The 16,964-nt window shown below is 58.6% G+C and carries 12 protein-coding genes and 1 pseudogene; 9 read left to right on the top strand and 4 right to left on the bottom strand.

Annotated elements, in window-relative coordinates; genetic code table 11:
• Nucleotides 1-266 precede the first annotated feature (266 nt).
• From YA0848_RS30075 to YA0848_RS30060, 4 genes are all read left to right on the top strand, one after another.
• Nucleotides 267-2,657 carry a hybrid sensor histidine kinase/response regulator gene (locus YA0848_RS30075; protein ID WP_034115190.1) on the top strand — a complete coding sequence of 797 codons (2,391 nt, stop codon included), beginning with the start codon at nucleotides 267-269 and terminating at the stop codon, nucleotides 2,655-2,657.
• Nucleotides 2,658-2,727: 70 nt separating this feature from the next.
• Nucleotides 2,728-4,383: an acyl-CoA dehydrogenase family protein gene (locus YA0848_RS30070; protein WP_169903395.1), complete on the top strand. Its 1,656-nt coding sequence runs from the start codon at nucleotides 2,728-2,730 to the stop codon at nucleotides 4,381-4,383.
• A 119-nt stretch (nucleotides 4,384-4,502) separates the two neighbouring features.
• Complete coding sequence (gene amn / locus YA0848_RS30065) at nucleotides 4,503-5,975, top strand: AMP nucleosidase (protein WP_162276694.1); 1,473 nt, start codon at nucleotides 4,503-4,505, stop codon at nucleotides 5,973-5,975.
• A 71-nt stretch (nucleotides 5,976-6,046) separates the two neighbouring features.
• On the top strand, nucleotides 6,047-6,682 hold the full coding sequence (locus YA0848_RS30060; protein WP_034100884.1) for a pseudouridine synthase: 636 nt from the start codon (nucleotides 6,047-6,049) through the stop codon (nucleotides 6,680-6,682).
• Here the strand turns inward: YA0848_RS30060 and YA0848_RS30055 are convergent.
• Together YA0848_RS30055 and YA0848_RS30050 are read right to left on the bottom strand one after the other, a co-directional pair.
• Nucleotides 6,677-6,886, bottom strand: a complete 210-nt coding sequence (locus tag YA0848_RS30055; protein WP_025999909.1) for a DUF2788 domain-containing protein — start codon at nucleotides 6,884-6,886, stop codon at nucleotides 6,677-6,679. The genes YA0848_RS30060 and YA0848_RS30055 overlap by 6 nt on opposite strands.
• Nucleotides 6,887-7,061: 175 nt before the next feature.
• Nucleotides 7,062-7,541 carry an Lrp/AsnC family transcriptional regulator gene (locus tag YA0848_RS30050; protein WP_003194418.1) on the bottom strand — a complete coding sequence of 160 codons (480 nt, stop codon included), beginning with the start codon at nucleotides 7,539-7,541 and terminating at the stop codon, nucleotides 7,062-7,064.
• Between the two features lie 416 nt (nucleotides 7,542-7,957).
• Here YA0848_RS30050 and YA0848_RS30045 point away from each other — a divergent pair, with 416 nt between their 5' ends.
• Entirely contained in the window at nucleotides 7,958-8,986 is a 1,029-nt protein-coding gene (locus YA0848_RS30045; protein ID WP_169868443.1) for a DUF6515 family protein, read from the top strand.
• Here the strand turns inward: YA0848_RS30045 and YA0848_RS30040 are convergent.
• Complete coding sequence (locus YA0848_RS30040) at nucleotides 8,983-9,876, bottom strand: cation diffusion facilitator family transporter (RefSeq protein WP_169903396.1); 894 nt, start codon at nucleotides 9,874-9,876, stop codon at nucleotides 8,983-8,985. The genes YA0848_RS30045 and YA0848_RS30040 overlap by 4 nt on opposite strands.
• A gap of 9 nt (nucleotides 9,877-9,885) precedes the next feature.
• On the bottom strand, nucleotides 9,886-10,305 hold the full coding sequence (locus YA0848_RS30035; RefSeq protein ID WP_034100880.1) for a hypothetical protein: 420 nt from the start codon (nucleotides 10,303-10,305) through the stop codon (nucleotides 9,886-9,888).
• 110 nt (nucleotides 10,306-10,415) lie between these two features.
• Between YA0848_RS30035 and hrpB the strand changes: the two genes are divergently transcribed.
• The 4 genes and pseudogenes from hrpB to YA0848_RS30015 all read left to right on the top strand — a co-directional run.
• Nucleotides 10,416-12,920 carry an ATP-dependent helicase HrpB gene (gene hrpB, locus YA0848_RS30030; RefSeq protein WP_198712319.1) on the top strand — a complete coding sequence of 835 codons (2,505 nt, stop codon included), beginning with the start codon at nucleotides 10,416-10,418 and terminating at the stop codon, nucleotides 12,918-12,920.
• Between the two features lie 55 nt (nucleotides 12,921-12,975).
• Nucleotides 12,976-14,442 carry a site-specific integrase gene (locus YA0848_RS30025; RefSeq protein ID WP_003132541.1) on the top strand — a complete coding sequence of 489 codons (1,467 nt, stop codon included), beginning with the start codon at nucleotides 12,976-12,978 and terminating at the stop codon, nucleotides 14,440-14,442.
• Nucleotides 14,439-16,367: a hypothetical protein gene (locus YA0848_RS30020; protein WP_003132543.1), complete on the top strand. Its 1,929-nt coding sequence runs from the start codon at nucleotides 14,439-14,441 to the stop codon at nucleotides 16,365-16,367. The genes YA0848_RS30025 and YA0848_RS30020 overlap by 4 nt, the downstream gene beginning before the upstream one ends.
• Nucleotides 16,364-16,964 (top strand): annotated as a pseudogene (locus tag YA0848_RS30015) (integrase); the annotation flags it as partial. The gene YA0848_RS30020 and the pseudogene YA0848_RS30015, both read left to right, overlap by 4 nt.

The following is a 16,964-nucleotide window of genomic DNA, read 5'->3' as shown; positions in this document are numbered from 1 at the left end:
TTACCACCAAACGCTTTTTGCGTGGCCTTCGGGCGGTGGCTGAATGTTGTCGCACCCGGCGAGTTTCTTTTGCTGCCTGAAACCCTGAAAAACAGCGCTGAAAGCCTTGATCTAGAGCCTTTCAAAAAATTATTTCAATGGTGTCCAATGGCCTGCAACGGCTATGCTAGAGTGGATTCAAACAACTTATCTGTACCGCCGGTGTACGTCTTCTCAAAAGGAATGGGGGGCTTTTGATATAACCGGACAGGCCACGCTGGGGCTCTATGCGCTATTTGCTGATTCTATTGTTGTGCGGGCTGCCGATGCTCGCCAGCGCCATTGAGTTCAACCAGGACACCCGAAGCCTGCCCCTGGGCCGAGCCCTGCAAGTGCTCGAAGACCCGAGCGCCGCCCTCACCATTGCCGATGTCAGCGCGCCTTCCGCGCTCGCGCAATTCAAGCTCCACGATAAGGACACCCTCAACGCCGGCTATTCGCGTTCGGTGTTCTGGCTCAAGCTCAATCTGCACTATGTGCCCCACAACGCCGAGGCCCGACGCACCTGGCTGCTGGAGCTGGCGTACCCGCCGCTGGACCATCTGGACCTGTACCTGCCCGACAGCACGGGCACCTATCGTTTGGTCAGGCGCACTGGAGATGCGTTGCCGTTCGCCAGTCGCGAGATCCGTCAGAACAACTACCTGTTCAAGTTGGATTTCACCCCGGGCGAGGATAAAACCGTTTATCTGCGAGTGCAGAGCGAGGGCTCGATTCAGGCGCCGCTGACCCTCTGGTCGAGCACCGCGTATCTGGAACAGCAGCCGCTGCGCCTGTATGTGCTGGGTCTGATCTATGGCGTGTTGCTGGGGATGCTGGTTTATAACCTGTTCATCTACCTCAGCGTGCGCGACACCAGCTACTTGTATTACATCTTCTATATCGCCTCGTTCGGTCTGTACCAGTTGTCGGTAAACGGCGCGGCGGTGGAATATTTCTGGCCCAACAACCCTTGGTGGACGAACGCCGCGACACCGTTTCTGATCGGCGCGTCGGCGCTGTTCGGCAGTCTGTTCGCGCGCAGCTTTTTGCACACCGCTCAACACAGTCGCTGGATCAACCGTGTGTTGCTGGCGCTGGTGGCGTGCGGGGCAGTGGTCATGCTGCTGTCGTTGATGACCAGCTACGCTCTGGCGTTGCGTCTGGCCACGGGCCTGGCGCTGGTGTTCACCGTGACCATCTTCGTCGCCGCCATCAAGGCCTGGTACTGCGGGCAGAGGGTGGCGCGTTACTTCATCATCGCCTGGTCGGCGTTCCTGCTGGGCGGGGTGGTCAACACCCTGATGGTGCTGGGCTATCTGCCCAATATGTTCCTGACCATGTACGCCAGTCAGATCGGTTCGGCGATTGAAGTGGCACTGCTGTCCCTGGCCCTGGCCGACCGCATCAACGCCATGCGCGAGCAGCAGGCGCAGATTCTGTTCGATGCCAGCCAAAAGCTCGAAGTGCTTAACTCCCAATTGGCCCGCAGCAACCGGCTCAAGGATGAGTTTCTCGCCACCCTGACCCACGAACTACGCACGCCGATGAACGGCGTGATCGGTTCCCTGGAACTCATGCAGACGGTGCCCCTGAGTCACGATCTGGCCCAATACCATCAGACCGCCGCCGGCTCCGCGCGGGACATGATGCGCATGGTCAATGGCATCCTCACCCTCACCGAATTGCAGGCCGGTCGCCTGAGTGCGCAACACCGCGTGTTCAGCCTGCGTGGCGTGCTCAACAGCCTGCGCCAGCAATTTAATACCAGCGCCCAGGGCAAGGGCCTGGCGTTTTCCATCGACGTGGCGGATGAGCTGCCGGACCGTCTGGAGGGGGATGTCGACAAGCTTATTCAGTGCCTGGATTGCCTGCTGGACAATGCCTTCAAATTCACCCACGAAGGTTCGGTACGCCTGCGCGTGGTGGGAGTGCCTCACCGCGACGGCGGCGTGCACCTGAGTTTTATCGTGACTGACACCGGCATTGGTTTTGCCTCCCTGGATGAGGCCACGCTGTATCAGCGCTTCTTCCAACTGGATGGATCGACCACCCGCGAATACGGCGGGTTGGGCATCGGTCTGGCGATCTGCCGGCAATTGATCGAACTGATCGGCGGGCGCCTCACCCATCATTCCGAACCCCGCAAGGGCAGTCGCTTCCAGCTCGAAATGCAGGTGCGCTCGGTTCCGTCCGAAGCCAAGCCGGCGCCGGCCCGGCAACGAGCGCCGCAGGATTGCGCGGTGTTGTTGGTGGATGACAACAGCGTCGGTCAACTGGCCGTGCGCGGCATGCTGCTCAAGCTCGGCTATCGGGTCAAAACCGTCGACAGTGGCCCTGCGGCGTTGGAGGCGCTGCAAGCGCAGGCGTTTGACGCGGTTCTGTTGGACCTTCCCGAAGGAAGCTTCTCTGTGTGCTGTCAGATCCGCGCACTGCCTGGTGGGGGAGAATTGCCGGTGATCGCCCTGGGTACATCGTCGAATGTGCCTGAGCGAGAGCGGTGCCTGGGCGTAGGTGTCACTGAGCGTTTGACCAAACCGGTGCGTTTCGAGGCGCTGCAAGCGGTGATGGAGCGCTGCGTGCTAGGGGTTTTAGAGGGTGAAAGCGCCGCGCATTCGGCGCGTATGTCACTTTTTTAAGCGCGGTAGCGGTGCTTAACTGAAAAAACCGGCCTCAACTGAGCGTGGCCTTTTTTCCAGGACGCCCGTGATGAACCTGCATCAATTTGCCGAAACCCACGACGTGACCAACCAACCGCCCTCCCTGGACGGCGTCAACCTGTACCGCATCGACCTGCCCCTGCAAGAGTGGTCGCGACGTTTCGGCGCCGGTTGGGCACACTCGCGCATCGATACCTATGGGGCATTGGCCGGCGGGCCGTTGATGGCGGCTGGGTTTCTGGCCAATCAACACAAACCGGTGTTCAACAGCCACGACCGTTACGGTCACCGCATTGATCTGGTTGAGTTTCACCCCGCCTATCACGAGCTGATGCGCACCGCCGTCGAACATGGCCTACCATCGCTGCCCTGGGCTCACCCGCAGGCCGGCGCCCATGTGGCCCGCGCCGCCATGACCTACCTGCACAGCCAGGCCGAAGCCGGCAGCGGCTGCCCATTGACCATGACCTTTGCCTGCGTACCGGCGTTGCGGTTGCAGCCGGACCTGGCCAGGACCTGGCTGCCGAAAATCCTCAGCACCCAATACGACCCGCGCAACGTCGGCATTGCCCACAAGGCCGGTGCCACCCTTGGCATGGCCATGACCGAGAAGCAAGGCGGCACCGACGTGCGCGCCAACACCACCCGGGCTTATTCGGTGGGCGCTGGCGGCCCTGGGCAGGCGTATGAGCTGGTGGGCCACAAGTGGTTCTGTTCCGCGCCGATGTGCGATGGGTTCCTCACGCTGGCCCAGACAGACAAGGGCCTGAGCTGTTTCCTACTGCCAAGGCACCGCCCGGATGACACCCGCAACGAGTTCTACATCCAGCGCCTGAAAAACAAACTCGGCAATTGTTCCAACGCCTCCAGCGAAGTGGAGTTTCGCGGCGCCCTGGCCTGGATGGTCGGCGAAGAAGGCCGTGGTGTGCCGACCATCATCGAGATGGTGGCCATGACCCGCTTCGATTGCATGGTCGGCTCCAGCGCCCTGATGCGCCAGGCCCTGACCCAGGCCAGCCATCATTGCGCCCATCGCTCGGTGAGCGGCCGCGTGCTCAGCGAGCAACCGCTGATGCAAAACGTGCTGGCCGACCTGGCCCTGGAAAGTGAAGCATCCCTGGCCTTGAGCCTGCGCATGGGGAGGGCGTTGGACCATTTGGATGACGAGCAGGAGAGTAAATTCGCACGGCTGGTGACGGCGGTGGGCAAGTATTGGATCTGCAAACGCGCGCCGGCCATGATCAACGAGGCCGCCGAGTGCATGGGCGGCGCCGGTTATGTGGAGGACAGCATCCTGCCGCGCCTGTACCGTGAGGCACCGGTGAATTCAACGTGGGAAGGCTCCGGCAACGTGCAATGCCTGGATGTGCTGCGTGCGCTGTCCAAGGAACCGGGCGTATTGGAGACGCTGTTTATCGAACTGGGCAATGGCCACGGCGACCGGCATTTGGCGCGGCATATCGAACAGCTAAAGTCAGCTTTTATGGATACCCAGGACATCCAATACCGCGCGCGGCAGTTAACCGAGGACATTGCCGTGGCCTTGCAGGCCAAGCTGTTGTTGGAGGCGGGGAATGCCGCGGTCAGCGACGGCTTTATTGCCAGCCGCTTGAGCGATTCCTCCGGCCGCGCTTATGGCGCCTTGCCGCGTGGTGTGGATGTGGCGGCGATAGTCGCCCGCTCAACGCCTTCTGTTTCTGAATAAGCCCGGTCCAAAGGTGGGAGGGGGCAAGCCTCTCCGACATTATTGAGTGCATTCCAACGCCACTGTTTCGGTGCGGCTGGGATGCAGGCAAGATACAGGCCTGCATGTCAGAACACAGGATGCTTACCGTGACCGAAGCTTTTGTTGTCGTTAAAACCGCCGAAGAAGCCGTGGACCGGCTGGCGGCTCTGCATGAGCGAGCTACCGGCGCGCTCAATCAGGCCCTCAAGCAATACCTCAAGGACCGCGTCGAACCCGACGCCGAGCAACGCGCGCTGTTCCGCTACCCCGAGCTGCGCCTGACCTACCACTGCCACGGCGAAGTCCCACAGACCACCCGCGCCTATGCCAAGGTGCAACTACCGGGCACCTACAGCGTGACCGTCACCCATCCTGCGGCGTTCCGTAAGTACCTGCTGGAGCAACTGGTGCCGTTGATGCACGACTTCACCGTGACGGTGGAAGTGGGCGTCAGCCAACAGAATATTCCTTACCCGTATGTGGTCGAGCAGGGCGATGAACTCGCCGGCTCCGGCGTGACTGCCGCCACTCTGGCCCGCGTATTCCCGAGCACCGACCTGTCGGCCGCCACCGACGGCATCGCCGATGGTCTGTATGACTGGGAAAACACCAACCCACTGCCCCTGGCGCTGTTCGATGCGGCCCGCGTGGACTTTTCCCTGCGCCGCCTGGTGCATTACACCGGCAGCGACTGGCGCCACGTACAACCCTGGATTCTGCTGACCAACTATCACCGCTATGTCGACCAGTTCATCCTGCATGGCCTGGAACAATTGCGCAGCGACCCGCGTTTTATCCGCATGGTGCTGCCGGGCAACGTGGTGATCGACAAGAGCATGGATCACGGCGAAGCCTCGGCCATTGCCGCCGGCGTGGTCTGGCACCGCTACCAGATGCCGGCCTATCACTTGCAGGCCAGCGATGGTCACGGTGTGACCCTGGTCAATATCGGCGTGGGCCCGTCCAACGCCAAGAACATCACCGATCACCTGGCCGTACTGCGTCCGCATTGCTGGCTGATGATCGGCCACTGCGGCGGCCTGCGCCAATCCCAGACCATCGGTGACTACGTCCTGGCTCACGCTTATATGCGTCGCGATGGCATTCTCGACCGTGTGGTGCCGCCGAATATCCCGATCCCGGCCCTGGCCGAAGTGCAACTGGCGCTCCAGCAAGCGGCGGCCCACGTCACCGGTGAAAAAGGCGAACAGCTGAAAAAACGCCTGCGCACCGGCACCGTGCTGACTTACGACGATCGCAACTGGGAGCTGCGCTGGGCCCAGGAGCGACCGCTGATCAACCTGTCCCGCGCCGTGGCCGTGGACATGGAAAGCGGCACCATCGCCGCCCAGGGCTATCGCTTGCGGGTGCCGTACGGCACGTTGCTGTGTGTATCGGATAAACCGCTGCACAGTGAAATCAAATTGCCTGGTTCGGCCAACGCGTTCTATGAGCGCGCAGTGAGCCAGCACTTGAAGATTGGCATCGAAGCGGTGGACCTGCTGCGCAACGAACTCAACTCGCTGCACTCGCGCAAACTGCGCAGCTTCGACGAGCCGCCGTTCCGCTAAGCGGTTGGGATGGTCATTTAACGGTCAGGCCACTAGCATTGTCGGTCCTGACCGTTAGATGTTGTTCTGCCATGTCTCGTCCCACCCGTCCCGATTCGCGCCGCCCTGGCGTGAAACCTCCGTATTCCGCTGCGCGTCGCGTTGCCAAGGCGCCGCCGGCCGAGCCGAAGTTGATCCTGTTCAATAAACCATTCGACGTGCTGACCCAGTTCAGCGACGAAGGCGGGCGCGCGACGCTCAAGGACTTCATCGACATTCCCGGCATCTACCCGGCGGGCCGTCTGGACCGTGACAGCGAAGGCTTGCTGCTGCTGACCAACGATGGCCAGTTGCAGGCGCGCATTGCCGACCCTAAGCACAAGCTGGCGAAAACCTACTGGGTGCAGGTGGAGGGCGAACCCACGGAAGAATTGCTGCAACGCCTGCGCGATGGGGTAGAACTCAACGACGGCAAAACCTTGCCCGCCGAGGCTCGGCGCTTGGACGAGCCCGCGTTATGGCCACGCAACCCACCGGTACGCTTTCGCAAAAACATCCCGACGTACTGGCTTGAACTGGTGATTCGAGAAGGGCGTAACCGCCAAGTGCGGCGCATGACCGCCGCCGTGGGCTTGCCGACCCTGCGGCTGGTGCGGGTGCGCATTGGCGATTGGACAATCGACGGCCTGGACCAAGGCCAATGGAAGGAAGTCCCGGCGCGTTTATAAAGCGCCGGATTCGATCAGGCCAATCACCACGCTCTTGATGATAAACGCCGCCACGCCCAGGCCCAGCACGAAGAACAGGATGAACGAGCCGAAGCGTCCGGCCTTGGATTTCTTCGCCAGGTCCCAGACGATAAAGCCCATGAAAATAATCAGAATCGTGACCAGGCCGGTCATCATCCATTCTTCAAACAGGGCGGGGTCGATATTGTTCATGGGCTCTTCCAACGGGGCAGGCGGCGAGTATAGGGCAGTGTCACAAGCGCAACATTGACCTGGATCGAAGTGCAATCAAAATGTGGGCGGGGGTCAGCTATGGATAAGCTGACTGAAGTATTGCTATCGGGGGCAAGCCCCCTCCCACATTTGATCTTCATTGACCTTAGGTGCGTAGGTGGGTCAGTGGCAGCTCTGTGCTGTTGAGCACTTGGTTGAGTACAAAGCTTGAACGTACGCTGGTTACGCCTTCGATCCGGGTGAGGTGGCCCAGTAGCAGTTTTTGATAGTGATCCATGTCCGGCACCACCACCTTCAACTGATAGTCCGCATCCATGCCGGTGACCAGGCTGCATTCCAGTACCTGGGGCAGGGTGCGGATGGCGGCTTCGAAGTTTTCGAAACGTTCGGGGGTGTGGCGGTCCATGCCGATCAGCACGTACGCGGTCAGGCTCAGGCCGAGCATCTTGCGGTCGAGCAGGGCGACCTGGCGCGCGATGTAGCCATCGTCTTCCAACTGCTTGACCCGGCGTGAGCACGGCGACGGCGACAGGCCGATGCGTTCGGCCAACTCCTGGTTGGAGATCCGCGCATCGCGCTGCAATTCAGCCAAAATACTCAGGTCATATCGGTCAAGCTTGCTCATTGGGTTGGCCTTTGTCGTAACTATTGCGGCGAATTATCTATGAAGGGTTAAAAATTGCGCAAGCACTGTTTATTGACGCAATCTTCGCAATCATCTGTCGGGCGCTGGCGCGTATCGTTAGCAACAGAATCACCGCCTGGACAACAGTCCACTGCAGCTCGCCCAATCAGGCCCGCTGCGGCCGCCACCCCAGCAGGGTTGAGCCGGCCTCCAGGCTGCACACTGTCCACAAGACGGCGTGAGGTGAGCCAACGTCAAAAGCGTTGAGCCAGGACGAAATTCTCAAGGGGTGGCCGACGGGTCGCCCCTTTTCTTTTGCCTTAAGAAAATTGTTCTCGTGACTGATAACCTGTCTCAGAACCGGGCGAGGCTTTCCCAGTCTCATGTTCAAGCCCTGAATCGCAGTGAGGAAAAGCATGAAGCGCATCTGGCGTTTGGCAGGTGTTGGTTTGCTGGTGGTCGGTGTCGGCACGCAGGTATTGGCCGACGAGCGCGATAACGTACCTCGCGAAGGCCAAGGGCCGCAGGGCGGTGGGCAGCATGAGCGAGGCCCTGAGGGCGGGCGGCGGGCGGAGAACAGTCCACCGCGTCCCGAGAACCCTCAACCACGCCCGCAGAACGAGCATTTTGACCGCGGCGGCCCGAATGGCGGCGGTCAATGGCAGGCGCGGCCACAAGGCAATGAGCAGGCGCGCCCGGCGCCGCAGCCGTCGAATAACCTGCCGATCCAGGGGCGCCCCGATACCGTGCGCCAGACCCAGGAGCCGCGCCAGGGTTACTACCGTGACATACCTCGACGCAGCGACGACAACCGCCATTGGGAGGCCGGCGGCCCCGGTTCGCGCCCCGGCTACAACGGGCATCCGGATGACCATCGCTGGCCTGGCCGCCCCGATGGTCACGGTAATGGCTGGGGCCCCGGCCCGCAGTACCGTCCGGGTTATGTGGTGGACCGCTTTCCCGACCGCAACTACCGCGTGCCCTATCGCGGCCAGGACTACTTCTTCTCCGGCGGTTACTGGTATCGCCCCCAGGGCCCGCGCTATGTGGTGGTTGCGCCGCCGTATGGCATCCGCGTGCATTACCTGCCGGACTATGCGCGGGAAGTGTGGGTCGGCGGTTCGCTGCTGTTCCTCGCCGCCGGCGCTTATTACGCCTACGAAGAAAGCACCCAGCAATACGTGGTGGTGCAGCCGCCGGCAGCGGTTCCCGCGCCGCAGCCTGCGCCCCAGGGCAATGGTTATGACGTGGTGGCCTATCCCGCCAATGGCCAATCACCAGCCCAGGTGCAACAGGACGGTTATGACTGTTATCGCTGGGCGGTGCAGCAAAGCGGCTTCGATCCCCAGGCCGTTACCTACGCACCCGACCCGGCGGTGGTGCAGACCTACCGCCAGGCCCAAGGCAACTGCCTGAGCAGTCGCGGCTATCAGGTGCAGTACTAATCCTTGACGCCTGTGACCACTTCCTGCGGGTCGGCGTGTACCAACACTTCGGCGCGCGGGTAGGCGGCGTGAATGGCGTCGGCGGCCTGGTCGCTGATGCCGTGAGCTACTGACAGGCTCAGATCCCCCGGCAGTTCCAGGTGCAACTGCACAAACCAATGGTTGCCCGATACCCGCGTGCGCAGGTCATGGGCGCCCAGCACGCCTGGCACGCCACGGGCCAGTTCCAGCATGTGCTGGCTGACCTCCGGCGGCAATTCCTCGTCCATCAGCACCGCAAAGCTTTCCCGGGCGATATGGATCGCGCTCCACAAAATGTAAGCCGCAATCCCCAGGCCGAACCAAGCATCCACCTGATGCCAGCCCATGGCCGCCAGCACCAACGCCAGCAGGATGCTGCCGTTGAGCAGCAAGTCCGAGCGGTAGTGCAATGAGTCGGCGCGCACCGCGTTGGAGCCGGTTTCACGGACCACCCGGTGTTGCAGCGTCAGCAACCCCACGGTCAGCAGCAGAGAGAACACGATCACACCGATGCTCAGCCACGGCGCCCCTACCGGTTCCGGATGCTGCAAGCGTTCATAAGCCTGCAATGCAATCAGCACCGCACTGCCACTGATAAACAGCGCCTGGGCCATGCCAGACAGCGATTCCGCCTTGCCATGCCCATAGCGGTGATCGTCGTCGGCCGGCCGCAGCGCGTAATGCACTGCGAGTAGGTTCAGCAGCGACGTCACGCCGTCCAGCAACGAGTCGGTCAAGCCCGCGAGCATGCTCACCGAGCCGCTGAACCACCAGGCGATAGCCTTGGTAACAATCAATACGCAGGCGACCGCCACTGACGCACGGGTCGCCAGGCGCAACAGGCGGGCGTGTTCGGGACTGCTGATCATGGGCAGTCCTTACGCGGCGGGTTGCAGGCCGAGGGCGGCAAGTTGCTGCACGCTGCCCTTGAACTGGATCAGGCGCGGGTCGTCCAGCGGCAGGCTGTGGCCGGTTTCTTTCTGGATGATGCTTTGCAGTTTGGCGTTGTCGACCTGGCCGTCGGCGCCGATAGCTTCGTGGAGTTTTTCCGGGGCGACCTGGGCAGTCTTGCCCGGTTCGAAATAGATCGCGCCCGTGGCGAAGTCGACGCCGAAGGCGATCAGGCCCGGGATCACATAAAACAGCAGGCCCACGGCGTCGAGCGCGGCAATGGCCGGGTCGATCTTGCCGTCGATCTGACCACGGCGGTCGGGGTAGAAGATCGAACCGCAGGCGGTCAATTGGCTGAGCAGGGTGACGGCTAAAACACCGCCGATGACACGGGAAGCGATACGCATGGACAAGCTCCTCAACAGGGTTGATACGCGACTATATAACACCGGCCTTGAGACCAGCGTCGGCATCCGGCAGTTCGCCGTTATACTCGCCGCTCTGCTTTGGAGCCAGTATGAATTCGTTGCCCATCGATGATGTTTTACCCGCCCTGCGTGACGCTTTGGCCAATCGCCATGAAGCCGTGCTCGAAGCACCGCCCGGCGCCGGTAAAACCACCCGCGTGCCCTTGGCCTTATTAAATGAAACGTGGCTGGCCGGGCAGACCATCCTGATGCTCGAACCGCGGCGCCTGGCCGCCCGCGCCGCCGCCGAACGCCTGGCCAGCGAACTGGGGGAAAAGGTTGGCGACACCGTCGGCTATCGCATCCGCCTCGACAGCAAGGTCGGCCCCAACACGCGTATCGAAGTGGTCACCGAAGGTATTCTCACGCGGCGCTTGCAGGACGACCCGGCGCTGGAGGGCGTGGGCCTGCTGATCTTCGATGAATTTCACGAGCGCAGTCTCGACGCCGACCTGGCCCTGGCCCTGAGCCTGAACGGTCGTGAGCTGTTTCGCGATGAGCAGCCGCTGAAAATTCTGTTGATGTCCGCCACCCTCGAAGGCGAGCGCCTGGCCGGTTTGCTGGGCGACGCACCGATCCTGCGCAGCGAAGGGCGCATGTTCCCGGTGCAGATGCGCTGGGGGCGGCCGTACCAGCCCGGTGAATTTATCGAACCGCGCGTGGTGCAAACCATCCTTGAAGCCCTGCATGACGAAACCGGCAGCGTGTTGGTGTTCTTGCCGGGCCAGGCGGAGATTCGTCGGGTCAACCAGCAACTCGCCGACGCCCTGGGTGATCGCCCCGACGTGTTGCTGTGCCCGCTGCACGGCGAGCTGGACCTCAACGCCCAGCGCGCCGCTATCGACCCTGCGCCGCCCGGCAAACGCAAGGTGGTCCTGGCCACCAACATCGCCGAGACCAGCCTGACCATCAATGGCGTGCGTGTAGTGATTGACGCCGGGTTGGCACGAGTGCCGCGTTTCGACCCCGGCAGCGGCATGACCCGCCTCGACACCCAACGCATCTCCCGCGCCAGTGCGACCCAGCGCGCCGGCCGGGCCGGGCGCCTGGAACCGGGGGTGTGTTATCGGTTGTGGTCCGAAGACCAGCATGAAGGCCTGGCCGCGTATGGCAGCGCAGAAATTCTCGCCGCCGACCTCGCCGGTCTGGCCCTGCAGTTGGCGCGCTGGGGCGTGACGCCGAACCAACTGGTGTGGCTGGATGCGCCGCCGAGCGCGGCCTATGCCCAGGCCCAGGACTTGCTGGTGCGTCTGGGGGCATTGAATGACGACACGCTTACCGCCCACGGCCAGAAAATGGCCGAATTGCCGGCCCATCCGCGCATCGCCCATTTGCTGCTGCGCGGGCAGGACCTGGGGCTGGCGGCGACCGCGTGTGACGTCGCTGCGCTGTTGGGCGAGCGCGATATCGTGCGCGGTGGCGGTGCGGACCTGCATAGCCGTCTGGCGTTGTTGTCCGGCGAGGAGCGCGCGCGCGGCAGCCAAGGTGGCGTGCAGCGGGCCAAGCAACTGGCGCGGCAATACCGCGGGTATCTGCGCGGCAAGCCGACCCAAGCGGTGGCCGATCCCGATCACCCGCGCTGGCTCGGCGCCTTGCTGGCGCTGGCTTACCCGGATCGCGTGGCCCAGCAACGCCGCCCAGGCGGAGCCGAATACCGCTTGGCCAACGGTCGCGCCGCGCTGTTCGCGGAGGCTGATAGCCTGATGAAACAGCCGTGGTTGGTAATCGCCGACCTGGGTAGCCGCCAGGGCCAGCGCGAAGAACGCATCTACCTGGCGGCGGATTTCGATCCGACGTTGTTCGACACGGTGCTCGCCGAACAAGTCCGCAACGTCGATCAACTGGATTGGGACGAACGCGAAGGCGTACTGCGCGCCGAGCGTCAGCGCAAAGTCGGCGAACTGGTGCTCAGCCGCGAACCGCTGGCCGGCCTCGACGAAGCTGCACGCAGCCAGGCCCTGGTCAACCTGGTGCGGCGCAAAGGTCTGGAGCTATTACCCTGGACCCCGGAACTGCGCCAATGGCAATCCCGCGTGATGCTGCTGCGCCAGTTGGACGCCGGCAAAACCAGCGAATGGCCCGACCTCAGTGACAGCGCGTTGCTGGCTGGCCTGGAGCACTGGCTGATGCCCTACCTGGGTAAAGTCTCGCGCCTGAGCCACTTCGCTAACCTGGATATCTCCAGCTACCTGCACAACCTGCTGCCCTGGCCGCTGCCCCAGCGCCTCGATGAACTGGCGCCGCAGCACATCAAAGTCCCCTCGGGCTCATCGGTGCGCTTGGACTACAGCGAGCAGCCGCCGATTCTGGCGGTGCGTTTGCAGGAATTATTCGGCCTGGCCGACACCCCGCGCATCGCCGGCGGGCGCCAAGTGGTGAAGCTGCACCTGTTGTCCCCGGCAAGACGCCCGGTGCAAGTGACTCAGGACCTGGCGAACTTCTGGCGCAGTACCTATGCCGAGGTGAAGAAGGATCTGAAGGGGCGTTATCCCAAGCTATTCCATAAGTTAGACCCTTGGGTTGAATCGCTTAACAACAAAAAGATTGACAGGTAGCGATTGTAAACTGACGCATAACATATAGGATTGACTGATTCATCAGGGGGGGCGAATGTCCTACACCAATCCGCGTCACGAAGGTCGTCTGATTCTCATCCCGAATTTGCAGGATGCCTTCGCTATCCTGCATGTCAGTGAAGCGCCTCGCGGCTCTATTGAGTCAGCGCTTGAGGGGGCTGAATCCAATCTGCTTTATAAATGCGATGAAGTCGGTTCAGGGAATGACCGTGCCCTGTTCAATTTCCCATTTTTGTTTAGTGCTAATGGCAACCCTTGGCACGAAGCGAACGACTACTTGCTGAGTCTCATGCGTGATAGGGCTCCTGCAAGTCGACGCACTGATGATGTTAGGCGTCGTGCCAGTAAACTGTTGGATTACCTCCTATTCTGTGAGGATAACAATCTGGATTGGCTCGACTTTTCCGGTGCCCGTCCTTCGCTTCGCCCGACTTACAAGTACTTCTATCACCTGATTAAAGAAGGCCGTCGCAGTAATCAGGTCATCAATCAATATACCGCTGCGGTCTATCACTTTTATAAGTACGTTTCCGAGCATTGGCATTACCTCGATCTAAAGCGTGTTGATACGATCAAGCAAGTGCGGCTTATCGTGCAGAGCCCAAAAGGCGCGAAAATCATCGATGCTGAAAAGCGCAGCCAAACGCGGCGTACGCCGCCTAGTAGCTCCGTTCCTTTGGGATTCGTGCGTGAAGATGGCGAGGATCTTCGACCTCTCTCCAATCTTGAGTTAGGCGCGCTTTTGGAGGCCATTAATGAAAAGAAATGGTCAACGATTGAGCGGTTGATTCTTCTCACGTCTCTGATGACTGGAGCTCGTAAGCAAAGTGTTTTGACCATACGCTTGAAGCATTTGAAAGGATTTACAGAAGACAAACTAGTGCCGGAATGTGCCTATAAATTGCATGCCGGCCCGCGCACAGGCATTGATACGAAATTTGACAAAACTCAAGTTCTGTATGTTCCAAAGCAACTTGCTGAAGAATTGGTCACGCTTGCACGTAGTCCGATGATGAGGAGACGGCGGGAAAAATTTCGTGCTCAATTAGAAGTCAGTCATCCCGGTCTGTTGATAGAAGAGGACGATATGTATTTGTTTCTCTCCGATCAAGGCAATTGTTATTACATGGCTTCAAATGATCCGCGTTACGCAATTGTTAGGTCGCCACAGACAGGGCAGGTGACGGAAACAATAAAGCGAAAATTGCAGAGTACAGCTTCTAGCCAATTTCCAAAAGATTTTACATATCACTGGCTGCGAGCGACTTTTGCCTATCAACTCTACCAGCGCCTGCAACCGTTGGTTCAAGAAGGCGTTTTGAAATTAGGGGAGGATATTGATTTTATTCAAAAACGTATGCATCACGAGTCTAGGGAAACAACTGAAAACTATCTAAAGTTATTCAATATGACTCACGAAAAAGTCATCGCCCAAGAGGTGTGGGAGAAGAAATTGTTTAACGGTAACTACGAAGTCATGAAATTGACGGTCCAAGAATGAGTAGTCGGCAGCTGTTAGAGCATCGCGAAAATACAAAAATTATTACGCTAAATGAGTTGGTTCAGGAGTTTTCCGAACCTGAGCGTTTGCGATTGCAGCTGACCGTTAAGGTTAAAAAGAAGCCGTTAGATATTGGTAGTTTTGCATATCTCATTCGTGGTAAGAATAAAAGTGTTCATGATGATCGCGGGACGCCATTGGTGATTGAGTCGTTCGTTGAAAGTCGTCGTGAGCTGATTGTGAGAGTTTTGGAGTCTTTTGTCGGTCTGCGTGATAAGTCAGTCTTGGCAAATTTCTTCCATACCGAATATTTTATTGATTGGTTGAACGCTGAGGGTTACCGAGAAATATTTTCCAGTAGCGTGGATGCTCAAAAGGCATATCGAGATTATACAGCGCATCTAAATCAAAAAATATCCGATAAAAAGCTGAAGCCCCGGACCGCGTCAAGCTACCAAACTAGAGCATCCAGCCTGATCAAATTACTTTATCCAGATAATAGTGTCCATATTCTTGCTGGTGCAGTAAGGATTGTTCCAGATAGAGGTTCTGCAACAGCAGGCGCTGCTCATGTCGAGTTGTATAGAGATGTTTGCTTTGCCATTGCCCAGCAGTGCAGTGATTTTATCTTGAATAAAAAACCTTACCCGCTCGTGGTTGGAGTTAGAGATTATGAAGTTGTTATATTTCCGTCCAACCGAGGCGCGAGCAGCCCATTTAAGGATGCTGCTCCTTCATATAACTCAGCTGAGCGGCGAATTGCTACGGCCGAAGAATACTTCGCGGCCTTCGAGAGGCTTGGCCGAAAAAAGCCGAGAAATTATAATGTCGCGCGCGAACTAAGAAGCTCCCAGGCATCTTTGGATGCGGCTAATGAAGATGGGCGCAACTGGCATCGTCTTAATCTAGCGAGTCTTGCGGCGAAAGCCTATGCTATCCTTTTTTTTATGATTACAGGTGCCACTCCGGCTGAATTTGAGCAGTTTAGTTACGAAGACGCACTCAAAGTTGAAAAGTCCCCTCTCAAGAAAGAGTTGTCGGCTGTGAAATTTCGGGCTGGCGGAAAGTCAACGCTTTACAACATTGGGCGGGGCTCGGGTTTGTCGCTGCTGAAAGAGTATTTAAAGCTGCGTGCGTGGATTTTGGATGGTGCGAGACATGAGCGACTATTCTTTGCAATGCCTACGTCTGGTCAGCTTAGAACTTGCAAAAGCTTTGGTGATCTTAACGTGACAAGCTCCTTAGAAAAATTTTATGAGTTTATTAGCGGGGTCTTTCTTGATCCGACTGTACCAAGACTTTCAACTCGTAAAATACGCAAGCACAAAAGCACTGAAATGCACTCTGCACGTTTGTCGCCGTCCACGGTAGCGGCATCCCTCAATCACACCGAAGCGGTGAATCTTTCTACCTATGCAGAGGCAACACCTGAACAGCAGCAATCCGAGTTCAGCCTGTTTTGGGATGCAATACGCCACGCTGCTCATGTTGTGCGTGAGCGAAGCCGCAAGGCTGTAGCAAGTAGTGTCGCAATAGCGGCGGGTCACTGCGAGGATTTCAATAAGCCGACGTCTGCCACTGATGTGGGATTGATTATAGAGCCGAACTGCCGCACCCAATATGGTTGTTTGTACTGCGAAAACTATTTATGTCACGGCGATGAGGAGGATCTGCATAAAATTCTGAGTTTGCAATACGTGGTCAATGCCGTGCGTAAATCGGCCCCCGATGCAGCGCATACTGAGGCACTTTTCAAAGAGTTATCTATCCGGATCGAGTTTATAGTCGATGCTCTTAGTGAGCGCTCTAGCTCGGTGAAACAGACAGTCGAAAAGGTTAAAGCTAAGGTGTTTGAATACGGCGAGTTAACTAAGTTTTGGGAAGTCCGGTTGGGTCGCTATGAAAAAATGGGGATCGTATTTTGAGTGCTGCTGTTCAGTCGATAGGTAGTCTTTTTTCTAGCGGCCAGTTTCCAGTCACCAGCCAGCCAGATAGTGCGGCTCAGCTGTATGGGAAGCCCGCGTCGGATTTTGTTATCTGTCGCACTGAGTATGGCAATGCAACGGCAGTGTACGGCGAGTCTGTATGGGACTTTAACCCGTACAGGCTGAGTGCAAAAAAAATTGGCCGAATACGCTTCGATATGGTGTTCGGTGATTATGGTCATGATCAGCAAGCGCTGATCGAAGAAGCCAAATATCTTCTGTATTGTCTTATTTATTTCGCTGGCGGTGGGCGGATTGGTAAGCTGAGTGCATCTACGATTATTTCATATTGGGTTGTGCTGCGCATCGCTATGAAGTTCTGCTATGCGCAGAAAAAGAAGTCAATGGTTGGTGTGCTGTCCTTGCAGCAGCTTTTTACCGTGCCTGTTTATCTAGCGGCTTTTGTTAGTGAAAGTAATTTTGACAAGACGGTTCTTAGTGGGATATTGCACGGATTGATTAGTGTGGGCGAGGAACGCCTAGGGTATGTTGTGCTGAATCCAAGAGTTTTTGATTTGAGAAGACCTGATTCTAAAC

The organism is Pseudomonas sp. S4_EA_1b, from assembly GCF_016307435.1.
Lineage (GTDB): Bacteria > Pseudomonadota > Gammaproteobacteria > Pseudomonadales > Pseudomonadaceae > Aquipseudomonas > Aquipseudomonas rhodesiae.
The sequence above is the reverse complement of the archived record's forward strand: the minus strand, read 5'-3'. Positions and strand labels throughout refer to the sequence as shown.